General features: G+C 71.0%; 11 protein-coding genes and 1 pseudogene. 7 read left to right on the top strand and 5 right to left on the bottom strand.

Features of this window, described 5'->3' with window-relative positions; translation table 11 throughout:
- Positions 1-251 precede the first annotated feature (251 nt).
- The 4 genes from ACH4VO_RS27700 to ACH4VO_RS27685 all read right to left on the bottom strand — a co-directional run bounded on the left by ACH4VO_RS27700 (position 252) and on the right by ACH4VO_RS27685 (position 4,462).
- Positions 252-1,286 (bottom strand): zinc-dependent alcohol dehydrogenase family protein, encoded by a 1,035-nt coding sequence (locus tag ACH4VO_RS27700; protein WP_360993463.1) that lies wholly within the window; start codon positions 1,284-1,286, stop codon positions 252-254.
- Positions 1,287-1,329: 43 nt separating this feature from the next.
- Complete coding sequence (locus tag ACH4VO_RS27695) at positions 1,330-1,701, bottom strand: DUF2255 family protein (protein WP_360993466.1); 372 nt, start codon at positions 1,699-1,701, stop codon at positions 1,330-1,332.
- A gap of 335 nt (positions 1,702-2,036) precedes the next feature.
- On the bottom strand, positions 2,037-2,921 hold the full coding sequence (locus ACH4VO_RS27690; protein ID WP_360993469.1) for an aldo/keto reductase: 885 nt from the start codon (positions 2,919-2,921) through the stop codon (positions 2,037-2,039).
- Positions 2,921-4,462: an MFS transporter gene (locus ACH4VO_RS27685; RefSeq protein ID WP_360993472.1), complete on the bottom strand. Its 1,542-nt coding sequence runs from the start codon at positions 4,460-4,462 to the stop codon at positions 2,921-2,923. The genes ACH4VO_RS27690 and ACH4VO_RS27685 overlap by 1 nt, the downstream gene beginning before the upstream one ends.
- Before the next feature lie 386 nt (positions 4,463-4,848).
- Here ACH4VO_RS27685 and ACH4VO_RS27680 point away from each other — a divergent pair, with 386 nt between their 5' ends.
- From ACH4VO_RS27680 to ACH4VO_RS27650, 7 genes and pseudogenes are all read left to right on the top strand, one after another.
- Positions 4,849-5,745: a helix-turn-helix transcriptional regulator gene (locus ACH4VO_RS27680; RefSeq protein WP_360993475.1), complete on the top strand. Its 897-nt coding sequence runs from the start codon at positions 4,849-4,851 to the stop codon at positions 5,743-5,745.
- A gap of 33 nt (positions 5,746-5,778) precedes the next feature.
- Positions 5,779-6,798, top strand: a complete 1,020-nt coding sequence (locus ACH4VO_RS27675; RefSeq protein ID WP_360993477.1) for an aldo/keto reductase — start codon at positions 5,779-5,781, stop codon at positions 6,796-6,798.
- A 233-nt stretch (positions 6,799-7,031) separates the two neighbouring features.
- Entirely contained in the window at positions 7,032-7,508 is a 477-nt protein-coding gene (locus ACH4VO_RS27670; protein ID WP_360993480.1) for a hypothetical protein, read from the top strand.
- Positions 7,509-7,736: 228 nt separating this feature from the next.
- Positions 7,737-7,907, top strand: a pseudogene (locus tag ACH4VO_RS27665) (transporter); the annotation flags it as partial.
- 264 nt (positions 7,908-8,171) lie between these two features.
- Positions 8,172-9,455 carry an alpha/beta fold hydrolase gene (locus ACH4VO_RS27660; RefSeq protein ID WP_360993483.1) on the top strand — a complete coding sequence of 428 codons (1,284 nt, stop codon included), beginning with the start codon at positions 8,172-8,174 and terminating at the stop codon, positions 9,453-9,455.
- A gap of 12 nt (positions 9,456-9,467) precedes the next feature.
- Positions 9,468-10,115, top strand: coding sequence for an MBL fold metallo-hydrolase (locus ACH4VO_RS27655; protein ID WP_360993486.1), 648 nt, complete (start codon positions 9,468-9,470; stop codon positions 10,113-10,115).
- A gap of 55 nt (positions 10,116-10,170) precedes the next feature.
- Complete coding sequence (locus ACH4VO_RS27650) at positions 10,171-10,950, top strand: exodeoxyribonuclease III (protein ID WP_360993489.1); 780 nt, start codon at positions 10,171-10,173, stop codon at positions 10,948-10,950.
- Positions 10,951-11,169: 219 nt separating this feature from the next.
- Here the strand turns inward: ACH4VO_RS27650 and ACH4VO_RS27645 are convergent, their stop codons facing one another.
- Entirely contained in the window at positions 11,170-11,949 is a 780-nt protein-coding gene (locus tag ACH4VO_RS27645) for an SDR family oxidoreductase (protein WP_360993491.1), read from the bottom strand.
- Positions 11,950-12,036: the final 87 nt, after the last annotated feature.

The raw sequence follows: 12,036 nt of genomic DNA, 5'->3' as shown, positions 1-12,036 counted from the left end.
TGCCGGGCCGGGAGAGCGGTCTTCGTCCGCAGCGTCATGCTCACACGGTGCTCGGCCCCGCGCAGTCCGCCGAGGGCTGGTGCAGCCGGTTCGGCGGAGCGGGTCGGTGGGGAAGCCGAACGGGCTGTCCGCAAAGGTGAAGTCGTCGAGGTAGGCGATCAGTTCCGGAACGGTGACGGCGAGGGTGGAGACGTGGCCGGGGAACAGGCGCCGGTGCGTGGCCGCGGCGGCGGGGTTCGGCTTGCGGGCGGTCACGGGCGCACCAGCGTCTTCAGGGCCTCGCGGTCGTTCATGGCCCGGTAGCCGTCGGCGATGCCCTCCAGGGAGACGGTGTGGTCGAAGACGCGGCCGGGCCGGATCGAGCCGTCGAGGATGTGCGGCATCAGTTCCTCGATGTAGGCCCGGGCCGGGGCGACGCCACCGGTGAGGGTGATGTTGCGCATGAAGTCGGCGAAGCCGAAGGGTACGTCGGTGAACTGCGGGGCGCCGACGCGGCTGACGGCGCCGCCGTCGCGGACCACGCCGAAGCTCTGCACGAGCGCGTCCTTCAGACCGACGCACTCCAGGACCTTGCGCGTGCCCTCGCCACCGGTCAGCTCGCGGACCCGGGCGACGCCCTCGTCCCCGCGTTCGGCGACGACGTCGGTGGCGCCGAAGTCGCGGCCGAGGTCGGTGCGGGCCTGGTGGCGGCCCATGAGAATGATCTGGTCGGCGCCCAGCAGCTTGGCGGAGATCACGGCGGACAGGCCGACCGCGCCGTCCCCGATGACGGTGACGGTGTCGCTGCGGCGGACGTCGGCGGTGCGGGCGGCGTGATAACCGGTGCACAGCACGTCGGACAGGGTGAGGAGGTCGGGCAGCAGGTCGGAGTCCTCGGCGACGGGCAGCTTGACGAGGGTGCCGTCGGCCTGTGGGACGCGGGCGGCCTGGCCCTGGCCGCCGTCGACGCCGTTCACGCCCCACTGGCCGCCGTGCCGGCAGGAGGTCTGCAGGCCCTCGCGGCAGTAGGCGCAGGTGTTGTCGGCCCAGACGAACGGGGCGACGACCACGTCCCCGCGCTCGAGAGTGTGTACGTCGGCACCGGTCTCCTCCACGACGCCGAGGAACTCATGGCCCATGTGGCGGGGGCTGTCGGTGGGCTGAAGTGACTTGTAGGGCCACAGGTCGCTGCCGCACACGCAGGACAGCACGATCCGTACGACCGCGTCGGTGGGCTGCTGGATCTTCGGGTCGGTCACGTCCTCGACGCGGACGTCCTCGGCGGCGTACATCAGGGTGGCTCGCACGGTGGTGCTCCTCGGCAGTGGGCGGGGAAGGTTCGGGAGGGGGTCAGCGGCGTTCGAGACGCAGGGTGGAGGCGCGGGCCCGGCCGGTCAGGACGTGTTCGACGATGGCGGTGTACCGGCCGTACTTCTCCCGGTAGGCGGCATCCACGGCGGCGTACTCTTCGGGGTCCGCGTCGTGGAAGGTGACGTCGGCCCGGACGCCGCCGGCCTCCACCCGGCCCCGATGGCGGGAACGGGTGCCCCGGAACCAGGGGCCGTCGACGCCCTTGACCGAGCGGACGTAGAGCCGGTCACCGGCCCGTACGACCCACATGGTCACGGGGGCGCGGAGGGCACCGTCGCCGCGTTCGGACTCCAGGTCGAGTTCCTCGGCGGCGCCGATGCTCCGCAGCTCGGAATCGGTCCAGTTCGTCATGGTTCTCACCTTCCGTGTGCGGGGTGTGGCGGTATCCTCCGGGGCGCCCGGCGCACGAGTTCCGGGCGTCCGGAGGATTGCCGCCGGCTGTCAGCGAAGGGGCGTGATGCCTTCAGGGTCGGCGAAGGCCGAGCCGTCCACCACGAACCGGTTCCGGACGTCGGAGGCGTGGATCCGCTGGTAGGCGGTGTTGATGTACTGCGCGCCGATCAGCTCGATGTCCGACGTCGCGGCGCTCGATGGTGACGGGGCGAGCGGCTAGCCTGCTGCGTGAGCGCCGAACGCGTTGACGGTGGTGGACATGCGGTTCCTTCGTGCGCGTGGTGCGGCCGTTGTCAGGCTTCGGGGATGGCGCGGCCGAAGTCGGCGAGGGTGACGGCCTCGGGCTCGGGGCCGCCGCGGCGGCCGGTCTCCAGGGCGTCGAGGGCCGTCAACTCGTCCGGGGTGAGCTCGAAGTCGAAGACGTCGATGTTCTCGGCGATGCGGTGGCGCCTGGTCGACTTGGGGATGACCGAACGGCCCTGCTGCAGCCCCCAGCGCAGCAGCACCTGGGCAGGGCTCTTGCCGTGCGCTCCGGCGATCGCGGTGACGGCCGGGTCCTCCAGGACGCTCCTGCGGTCGTCGCCCTGGCCCCGGTAGAAGGTGATGCCCCCGATGGGGGACCACGCCTGGTTGAGGATGCCGTGGGACGCGTCGAAGTCCAGGACGGCGCGCTGCTGGAAGTAAGGGTGGATCTCCAGCTGGTTGACGGCCGGGACGACGGTGGTGGCCTCGAGCAGGGAGGTCAGGTGGTCGACCATGAAGTTGCTGACACCGATCGCGCGGACCTTGCCGTCGGCCAGCAGCTTCTCCAGGGCACGGTAGGCGGCGACGGTCTTGTCGAAGTCCGACGGGAGGGCCTGGTGCAGGATGAGCAGGTCGATCCGGTCCACGCCGAGTTTGCCGGCGCTCTTGTCGAAGCCGTGCAGAGTCTCGTCGTAGCCGTAGTCGCTGATCCAGATCTTCGTCTCGACGAAGATCTCCTCGTGTGGGACGCCGGATTCGCGCAGTGCCTGGCCGACCTCGCGTTCGTTGCCGTAGGCGGCGGCGGTGTCGATGTGCCGGTAGCCGAGGTCGAGCGCGGCCGTGACGGCGGCCCGGGTCTCATCGGGCGGGGTCTGGAAGACGCCGAGTCCGAGAGCGGGCATCTCGACGCCGTTGTTGAGGGTGAGGGTCTGCATCAGAGGGTCCTTTCCGTGAGGGCGGCCTCGCGGGACGCCCGTGAGGGGACGATGAGGATCAGAACGGTCGTGACGGCCAGGGCGAGGAGGACGGTGGAGCCCGTCAGGGTCGCTCCCGAGCGGGCCGCGATGTCGGACGCGGCGTGGCCGCCGGAGACGGTGGCGGCCACGGCGGTCAGGATGCTCAGGGCCAGCGCGCTGCCGATCTGGTGCACGGTGTTGACCAGACCCGAGCCGGCCCCCGCGTCCCCGGCAGCGACGCCGTCCACGCCGCTGGAGGTCAGCGGGGCCAGGGTCAGGCCCTGCCCGGCACCTATGAGGACCATCGGGAGTGCCACACCGGTCAGGTAGGGCGTGTGCAGGTCGAGGCGGCTCATCCAGGCCATCCCCAGGGTCGTCAGCACGACCCCCGTGGTGAGTACCCGCGGCCGGCCGAACCTCTCCAGCAGCCGGGGCACCCGCACCGCGAAGACGAAGTTGACCAGCGTCATCGGCAGGAAGGCGAGCCCTGCCCGCAGCGGCGACCAGTGGTACACGCTCTGCACGAACTGCGCGGTGAAGAAGAAGAACCCCATCATCGCGCCCATGTAGAGCATCCGGGTGACGTAGGCGCCGACACGCTCACGGCTCGCGAACAGCCGCAACGGCACGATCGGCTGCGCGGCCCGCCGCTCCACTTTGACGAACAGCGTCAGCATCGCCGCACCCGCCCCCAGGAGGAGCAGAGTGGCCGGGGTGGTCCAGCCGTGGTCGGCGGCGTTCACGATGCCGAGGACCAGCGCGGTCGCCCCCAGGGTCGCCAGCAGGGCCCCGGCCACGTCGAAGCGGCCCCGCCGGCGCGCGGTCTCGGGCAGGAAGCGCACGGTGAGCACCATCATCACGACGCCGACCGGGACGTTCAGGAAGAACCCGGCTCGCCAGGAGACGAGGTCCGCGACGAGTCCCCCGATGGCCAGCCCCAAGGCAGTGCCGAGGCCGGCCACGGCGCTGTACGCGGCCATGGCCCGGTTGCGTGCCCGGCCCTCGGCGAAACTCCGCGTGAGCAGGGACAGGGCGGAGGGGGCCAGCACCGCCGCGCCGACGCCCTGCAACGCCCGGGCACCGATCAGCCACCCCGGGGTCCGGGCGGCGCCCACCAGGAGCGAGGCCGCAGAGAAGACGACCAGGGAGAACAGGAAGACCCTGCGGTGCCCGAAGAGATCACCGGCGCGCGCCCCCAGGAGCAGCAGTCCGCCGAAGACCAGGACGTAGGCGTTGGTGATCCAGGACAGGCCGGTTTCGGAGAAGCCCATGTCGGAGCGGATCTGCGGCAGCCCGGTGAACACGATCGAGTTGTCCAGGATGACCATGAAGTAGCTGACGCAGATGATCGTCAGGATCAGCGTCGAGCTGCTCGCGGCCCCGGGCCGTGCGCGCCGATCCGGATGCGTCGGCGGGTGGGGTGCGGTGATCCCCGGAGCACCCGGCGTGCCGGGACGGCGCGGGTCGATGACGCGCCCGGCCGGGGCGTCGCCGGTCTCCTGGGTCGATGCTGTGCGCACGGTCTTCCTTCGCGTCTGCTGTGGAACGGGGCCCGGTCCCGGGCCGCCAGTCTCTGGCCCTTCCCAGGTAACGGCACCTGGACGGGTCAGTGGGAGTCACTGCTCTTCCGGGTACTGGCAGTACCTCGCAGACCCGCCGGGACGGACCTACGGTGAAGGGACCGGCATACCCACGCGGACCGATCGAGAGGAGGCCGCCGTGTCCCCGTCCCCGATGTCAGAACCGGCAAGGCGGTCCGAGCGACCGGCTCTCCCGGCGCTGTCCCCCCGCTCCCGGACCACCCTGCCGGCCGGCCGACGCGGCCCGGGGCGAGCACGTTCCGCACCGGCTTGCGCGTGACGCTCTCCGCCGAGGCCGGCACCGACGAGAACACCAGGAACCGAGCATGACCGACAGCACGAAGAAGGACATGTCCGCCGAGGTGCGGGAGTTCCTGCGAACCCGGCGTGCACGGCTCACACCGCAGCAGGCCGGGCTCCCGGTCTACGGAGGACAGCGTCGCGTCACAGGGTTGCGCCGCGAGGAGGTCGCCCTGCTGGCGGGCATGAGCGTCGACTACTACGTGCGGCTGGAGCGCGGGAACCTCTCCGGTGCCTCGGACTCCGTACTCGAAGCCCTCGCACACGCCCTGCAGCTCGACGAGGCCGAGCGCACCCACCTCTACGACCTGGCCCGCGCGGCGACCCCGTCGGGACGACGACCGGCGGCGACCTCGTCGCGGGTACGGCCCACGATCATGCGTCTGCTGGACTCCATGGCCGACGTGCCGGCCTACGTGCGCAACGGCCGCTTCGACATCCTGGCCGCCAACACCCTGGGCCGGGCTTTGTACGCGCCGGTGTACGACTCGCCGCTCTTCGCGCAGCGCGGGCCGGTCAACAGCGCCCGCTTCATGTTCCTGGACCCCACGAGCAGGGACTTCTGGGCCGACTGGGACAAGGGGGCTAACGACGCCGTCGCCTTCCTGCGCACCGAGACGGGCCGTTCGCCGCACGACAAGGCGCTGACCGACCTGATCGGCGAGCTGACCACGCGGAGCGACGACTTCGCCCGGCGCTGGGCCCGGCACGACGTCAAGTTCCACCGCTCCGGCGTGAAGAACCTCCACCACCCGCTCGTCGGTGATCTGTCGTTGCCCTACGAGGCGATGGACCTGCCGTCCGATCCCGGCCTGCGCCTGAACTTCTACACCCCGGAACCCGACTCCCCGGAGCGGCAGGCCCTCGGCCTCCTCGCCAGCTGGACCAGCACCAAAAGCGCCGTCCCCACGGCGAGCGACTGACCACACCCCCCACGATTCGAGGAGAACGGCTTCATGCAGTACCGACCGCTCGGCCGCACCGGCGTCCACGTCAGCCCCCTGTGCCTGGGCGCGATGATGTTCGGCCCCTGGGGCAACGAGGACGAGACCGACTCGATCCGCATCATCCACCGTGCCCTCGACGCGGGTGTCAACTTCGTCGACACCGCCGACGTCTACTCCGCCGGCGTCTCCGAGGAGATCGTCGGCAAGGCACTCGAGGGCCGCCGCGAGGACGTCTTCCTGGCGACCAAGTTCTTCATGCCGATGGACCAGGACGACCCCAACCAGCGCGGCGGCTCCCGCCACTGGATCATGCGCGCGGTCGAGAACTCGCTGCGGCGCCTGGGCACCGACCACATCGACCTCTACCAGGTGCATCGCCCCAGCCCCGATACGGACGTCGCCGAGACCCTCGGCGCCCTCACCGACCTGGTCCGCCAGGGCAAGGTCCGCTACATCGGCTCCTCCTCCTACTCCGGTTCGCAGATCGTCGAGGCCCAGTGGGCCTCCCGCGAACAAAACCTGGAGCGGTTCGTGACCGAGCAGCCGCCGTACTCGATCCTCGTCCGCGGCATCGAGGAGGACGTGCTGCCCACCGTGCGGCGCCACGGCATGGGCACGCTCACCTACAGCCCGCTCTCCGGCGGCTGGCTCTCAGGCCGCTACCGCAAGAACGCCCCAGGGGGACCCGCCTCCGCAGCCCGCCCCCAGACCCGCTTCGACATGAACACCCCCGCCAACCAGCGCAAGCTCGACACCGTCGAACAACTCGCGCTCCTGGCCGAGAAGGCCGGCCTCACACTCATCGAGCTGGCCGTCGCCTTCGTCGTCAACCACCCCGGCGTCACCTCGGCGATCATCGGGCCGCGCACCATGGAGCAGCTGGAGGCGTTCCTGCCCGCCGCCGACATCACCCTATCCTCCGACGTCCTCGACGCCATCGACGAGATCGTCGCCCCCGGCGTCACCGTCAATCCGGTCGACGACAGCTACGGAGACTTCGAGCTGCGGGCCGACCAGCGGCGCCGCTGAGGCGAGGACACGCGCTCCGACACGGCATCACCAGGTCGACCGCGCAGGTCATCTCCAGGTGTGGGGGCGCACCACCCCTGGGTGCAGCAGGTGGGACTGTCGGGGTTCTCCTTCGGCTCGGCGGTGTGATCAGTCCCGCTCGTGTCGAAGATCGAGGAGATGCGGTTCGCCTCCGCTCGCGCGGAGGGCACCGTTCGGGGTGGCCACCGACACGAGACCGACGGCATGGCACGATGACCGCCATGTCAGGTCAGGTCTGGGTGTCACTCATATCGCTGGGCGGCGTTGTCCTCGGTGGCTCGTTGTCCTACCTCGTCCAGCACAGGACTCAACTCTCGGCGGAACGCGCTGAACAACAACGGCAGCAGATCGCCTTGTCGGAGGCCCGGCGCGGGGAGCGGCTGGCGCTGCTGGAGCGGTTCATCGAGGTGGGGGCCGAGGCCGAACGCTCCGCCTTCAGCCGGCCCTCCGAGTGGGAGGACACCGACGCCTGGTTCCTCACGACCCGGGACGTCATGAACAGGCTGTGGGTCGCGGAGCGGCTCGTCCGTATCCAGTTCCCCCTGCCCGTGCACGACGCGGCACGCGCGTACTTCCTCGACCTCAACCGGACGGTGTGGGAAGGCTTGCCTGACGGCGAAAGTGTGCGGGACTACCTGGAGGACAACCGGCTGGCGTTTCTGGACGCGGCCCGCACGGTCATGGGGTAGCACACCGTCGCCCTCGAAGATCGTTGAGGGACAGCCGCAAGGGGGAGCTGTCGGAGACGCGCGCCGGACCTCGGTTCGGAGCCTGGCATGCCGATTCCCTCGGCGGCGAGGCAGTTCGACTGCCGAGGCGGGGCGAAATTCCCGCTCAGAAAGAGAGGGCAGGCGCTCGGAAAGCGGGGAAGCTGTCGGGTCTGAAAGCTGTTCCGCACGGATACGGCGAATAGCGGCATGACCGAGGTCGTGCCGCGTCTTGCCGAGATCGAGGCCGATAGGTGCAGGGTCTCGTCGAGGCGCACAGGGAGACGCTGCTGGGGGTGCGGTTCCTGGCGAGCGAGTACGCACGGGCCGGTACACGGGGGCCGGATCGCTTCCCCGGGGTCGGACGGGACCGAGGCCCCGTGTCGCGCCGGGCCACAGGACAGACCGGGATCAGGCCGTGCGGGTCCCTCTGTACGATGCTCGGGCGTCTTGCCTCACGTACCTCGCCGACAACGGGGTGCCGGACCACCGGCTCGCCAGGTGGGCCGGGCACACGAACGTGAAGACGACGAAGAAGTGGTACGTGAAGCCAGACGTAGCGGACCTGCTTCCGGCGGCGGAGGAGGCGTGGGGAGGTCTCGTAGGGGGCGTGTGACAGTTCGTGACAGATGAAGGTGTGAACCCGTGACCGAAGGCAAGACCGAGACGCTGCAATACCGCTTTGACGGGCCGGAACACCTACCCGTCCTGGTCCTGGGGGCCTCCCTCGGGACCTCCTGGCACATGTGGGACCGGCAGATACCCGAGCTGTCGAAGCACTGGAGGATCTTCCGGTACGACCTGCCGGGCCACGGCGGGGCCCCTGCCCACCCCGCCGCATCGGTCGCCGACCTCGCCGACCGACTGCTCGCCACGCTGGACAGCGTCGGCGTCCAGCGCTTCGGGTACGCGGGCTGCTCCATCGGCGGCGCCGTCGGTGCCGTCCTCGCCCTGCGCCATCCGCACCGGGTCGCCTCGCTTGCCCTGGTCGCGGCCTCGCCCCGCTTCGGCAGCGCCGACGAGTTCCGCCAGCGTGGGGTGGTGGTCCGCAGCAACGGCCTGGAGCCGATCGCGCGCGCCGTGCCCGCGCGCTGGTTCACCCCCGGGTTCGTCGCCGCCCAGCCGGCCATCGTCGAGTGGTCCGTGCAGATGGTCCGCACCACCGACCCCGGCTGCTACATCGCCGCCTGCGAAGCCCTGGCCGCCTTCGACATCCGTGCGGAGCTGCCCCGTATCGGCGTGCCGACGCTCGTCCTGGTCGGCGCCGAGGACAAGGTCACCGGGCCGGCGGAGGCCCGGACGCTCGTGGCGGGCATCCCCGACTCCCGGCTGGCCCTGGTCCCCGGCGCGTCCCACCTGTGCCCCGTCGAGCAGCCCGGCGCCGTCACCGACCTGCTCCTCACGCACTTCTCGACGTCCTGGCAGGACACCCTGGCGTCGATCCCCGTACTGCCCGCGCAGGGGAGTACCGCGTCGTTCGTCCCGGTCGTGCCGGTGGCAGAGATCGCCCCCGCGCCCGTGACTCCCGAGGCCGCCCCCGCAGAAACCCGCGACCGGTACGAGAGCGGGATGAGGGTCCGGCGCGAGGTGCTGGGCGACGCCCACGTCGACGCCGCGACGGCAGGGTCCGACGCCTTCACCGACGACTTCCAGGACCTGGTCACCCGGTACGCCTGGGGTGAGGTGTGGTCCCGGGAGGGCCTCGACCGCAGGACCCGCAGCTGTGTCACGCTCACCGCGGTCGTCAGTTCCGGACACCTCGCAAGCCTCGCCCAGCACGTCAGGGCCGCGCTGCGCAACGGACTCACGCCCCCCGAGATCAAGGAGGTGCTGCTCCAGACCGCCGTCTACTGCGGCATCCCCGCCGCGGGCGCCGCCTTCAGCATCGCGCAGTCCGTGATCCAGGAGGAAACGACCCCGCCCGCGTAGCAGGATGGAAGCATGAACGACTCGGCTCTCACCCTCACCAAAAAGAAGCACTCCTGCGTCCGTCTGGAGCGGAACGGGCAGTCGCTCGTCATCGACCCAGGCGGCTTCACGGAGGAGGACGCCGCGGTAGGCGCCGACGCGATCCTGGTGACCCACGAACACCCGGACCACTTCGACGAGACCCGGATCCGCGCCGGAATGGAGTCCGACCCGGGGGTGCATGTGTGGACCCTGCGGAGCGTGGCCGAACAGCTCTCGGCGGCCTTCCCGGGGCGGGTCCACACCGTCGGCCACGGTGACACCTTCTCGGCGGCCGGGTTCGACGTACAGGTGCACGGCGAACTGCACGCGGTGATCCACCCGGACATCCCCAGGATCACCAACATCGGTTTCCTGGTGGACGGTTCGGTCTTCCACCCGGGCGACGCGCTCACCGTGCCCGACCGGCCGGTGGACACGCTGATGCTGCCGGTCATGGCCCCCTGGAACAAGATCTCCGAGGTCATCGACTACGTACGGGAAGTGAAGCCGCGGCGGGCGATCGACATCCACGACGCCCTGCTCACCGACCTCGCCCGCCCGCTCTACGACAGGCAGATCGGCAGCCTCGGCGGCGCGGACCACCGTCGGATGACCCCGGGGGACGCCGCCCGGCTCTGAAGCGGTGCGCCCCCGCTCCGGCCCGGCTGTCAGTGGGAGCCGCTAGGTTTGAGCTATGCGTATTGCCACCTGGAACGTCAATTCGATCACTGCCCGGCTCCCGAGGCTGCTCGCCTGGCTGGAGAGCAGCGGCACGGACGTGCTGTGCGTCCAGGAGACCAAGTGCACGCTCGAGCAGTTCCCGGCCGACGAGCTGCGGGAGCTGGGCTACGAGAGCGCGGTCAACGCCACGGGCCGGTGGAACGGCGTCGCGCTGCTCTCCCGGGTCGGTCTCGCCGACGTCGTCACGGGCCTGCCCGACGGCCCCGGTTACGAGGGCGTGCAGGAGCCCCGGGCGATCGCGGCGACCTGCGGCCCGGCCCGCGTCCGGTCGGTCTACGTGCCGAACGGCCGTGAGGTCGGGCACGACCACTACGCGTACAAGCTGCGCTGGCTGGAGGCGCTCCGCAAGGACGTCGCCGTGGACGCCGCCGCCGCGCGGCCCTTCGCGGTCCTCGGCGACTTCAACATCGCGCCGACGGACGAGGACGTCTGGGACCCGGCGCTCTTCGAGGGCGCCACGCACGTCACCGACGCCGAGCGTGCCGCCCTGGCCGCGCTCCACGCGGAGGGCCTGGCCGATGTGATGCCGCGCCCGCTGAAGTACGACCGGCCGTACACGTACTGGGACTACCGCCAGCTGGGCTTTCCGAAGAACCGGGGCATGCGGATCGACCTGGTCCTGGGCAACGCCCCGTTCGCGGCCGCCGTCAAGGACAGTTACGTCGACCGGGAGGAGCGTAAGGGCAAGGGTGCCTCCGACCACGCACCGGTGGTCGTGGACCTCGACCTCTGACGGCCCCACGCCGCGCCCGCGCCCCGGCCGCGGACCGGAGCGGCCCTGCCTCCGTCCCCATGCGCTGCGGTGATTACTTGAAGTGACCAGTGACCAGTGACCAGTGACCAGTGGACAGCGACGGCCCGACGGCCCCGCCGGGCAAGGACATCGCGTCGTCCAGGCCCGCGCGGGGCGAGCGCCGCGCACTTCTCCGTGCGCCCGCGAGCCGGGGCCGGGTCAGTGCACGGAGAAGCCGCCGTCCACGAAGACCGACTGCCCGGTGACGTACGACGACGCGGCGCTCGCCAGGAAGACCGCGGCTCCCGCGAAGTCCTCCGCCAGGCCGTTGCGTCCCACCATCGTGCGCGCGGCCAGCGCCGCCACCTGGTCGGGATCGGACGACAGCCGCTCGTTGAGCGGCGTCATCACGAACCCCGGCACCAGGGTGTTGCAGGTGACGCCGTGCGGCGACCACGCCTCGGCCTGCGAGCGGGCCAGCGACTCCAGTGCGCCTTTGGAGACCCCGTACGCCCCGCTCCGCACGAACGCCCGGTGCGCCTGTTGCGAGGTGATGTGGATCATCCGCCCGTACCCACGCTCGGCCATGCCCGGCCCGTACCGCAGCCCCAGCAGGTAAGGGGCCTTGAGGTTCACCGTCATGGTGGTGTCCCAGACCTCCTCTTCCAGCTCGCCCATCGGCGGACGCAGGTTGATTCCCGCGCAGTTGACCAGGATGTCCGGCTCCCCGAAGACCGCGGCCGCCGAGTCGCCCGCCGCCCGCGCACCGTCGGTGCTCCCCAGGTCGGCGCTCACCCAGGCCGCCCGGCAGCCCGCGGCGGTGAGTTCGCCGGCCGCGCGCGCCAGCTCCGCCTCCCTGCGCGCCACGAGCACCACGCTCGCCCCGGCGTGCGCGAGCGCCCCGGCGATGCCCCGGCCGATGCCGGAGCTGCCACCGGTCACGACGGCGACCCGGCCGTCCAGCGAGAAGAGTTCGGAGAGATAGTCGCGCGACGTCATCTCCGCAGCTTACGGGCTGTTTCCGTGTACCCGGCCCCGGCCTTCTGCCCCGAACGGTCGCGCGCCCTGTGGTGCGGAGCCCGCCCG

It is taken from the genome of Streptomyces sp. NPDC020780, from assembly GCF_044334475.1.
Classification (GTDB): Bacteria; Actinomycetota; Actinomycetes; order Streptomycetales; family Streptomycetaceae; genus Streptomyces.
Note: the sequence above shows the minus strand (reverse complement) of the source record. Positions and strands in the feature narration are given on the sequence as shown.